The 1,506-nt window shown below is 42.9% G+C and carries 1 protein-coding gene; it reads right to left on the bottom strand.

Features of this window, described 5'->3' with window-relative positions; genetic code table 11:
• Positions 1–86: 86 nt before the first annotated feature.
• Positions 87–1,394: an NF041680 family putative transposase gene (locus IQ246_RS29595; protein WP_194006839.1), complete on the bottom strand. Its 1,308-nt coding sequence runs from the start codon at positions 1,392–1,394 to the stop codon at positions 87–89.
• Between the last annotated feature and the right edge of the window lie 112 nt (positions 1,395–1,506).

Genomic DNA, 1,506 nt, shown 5'->3' with positions numbered 1-1,506 from the left:
ACTGGAGTTTAGACTAAGCAATGGAAAATGACCCAGCAGGGCTGAGTTAATCAGAGACTTAGCAAAAGTATGAAGAATCTTGGGTATTAAACAGCAACAGATGGTTCTTTAGGTGGTCGTGCTACTGTTTTTTTAACAATGGGACATCGGTTTTTACGGTGACGCTTCTTTCCTTGTTGCCAACCGGGAGACTTTCCGCGAGGTTTGGGTGCTCTTGTGGGAGTACCAATGGCCGCAAAAACTCCACCTATAGCTTGAGCAACTCTTCCAGGGGTCAATTTATCAACAGACTTCTGCCAAGGTAAAGGATTGTCAGTAACGATATCGCGGGCTAACCACAATTCCCAAGTTATCAGAGGCATGAGGTCACTCCACCTTTCACTTTGCTTAGGAGTACCAAAGTTTGGTACAGTCCAATGTAAACGTTGCTTTAAAAAGCGATACCAGTGGTCAATGGTAAAGCGACGCAAGTAAAGACACCAAACTTCTTCTAGGGGCGGCATTTCTTCTCCTACCCAAGCCAACCATAAAGGTTTGGACACTCTCATGTTACCTTGCGCGTCCAGACGTTCAACCCGCAGGAGTAGCATTGGTCGTGTAGCAGCCTGACGGAAGTGTAAATCTTTCCACAAGCTCACACGCACACGTCCTAATTTTGGGTCATTTATTTCTAATACAGATGTTGCTTCATTCCATGTTGTTGGCTCATTCAGTTTAAATTTATCACCATGCTTTTTGGGTCGCCCCTTTCCAGAATAAGCTTCTGGTTCCCCCCATAAACATAAATTTGAACGTAACCGAACTAAAATATCTGCGGGAATATTGGCAGTTTTTAAGACAAAAGGCGCACAACCGTATTCACTATCCCAAAGGGAAATCGGTCTGACTCTTAAATATTTACATACCTGTTTTAATTGCCAAATTGCTTTGCTAATTGGACTTTCGGCACTTGTAATTCTTTCATGCCTTAAGGGTAATGCCCAACTACCCTCATTTTCTGGTATCCAGGCAATTGTGCTATACCCCTGTCCTACGGTTATTGGTTTATTTCCCGCTATGGATGTGCCACTATGTTCATAGGTTCTTTCTTTGAGTTTAACTGCATCTGGACGTGACCAGTTAGTGTGGTCGCCTGCCAATAGAGGTCGTTTTTCTGTTGGTATCTGTTTGATATATAGCTGCATCAATTTCTGTCGCTGTGGTCTGCTATCTTGTAGTGCCTCATAGATACTTGGCCACTTGCGTCTAAATACTGGTGATAAGGACAACTCTGCTAGGCAATAAATATTTTTGGTCAGTAATATCGCATCTGTCAATTCAAAGGTAGCATCTTTTGCTCTACCTAGATATTCGTAGGCGGCTTGACGGAATTGTTCTAATCTGGCACGTTTCATATTGGCGAATGAGAGTTAGTAGTATTTCTCTCAGGTTCTGCCAAAAGGGGGTCTGTATTCAATCAGACTCCCTTTTTTTCTTGAACATCACCGATTTAGTCTAAACTCCAGT

The sequence above is a fragment of the aff. Roholtiella sp. LEGE 12411 genome, from assembly GCF_015206995.1.
Lineage (GTDB): Bacteria > Cyanobacteriota > Cyanobacteriia > Cyanobacteriales > Nostocaceae > Komarekiella.
Note: the sequence above shows the minus strand (reverse complement) of the source record. Positions and strands in the feature narration are given on the sequence as shown.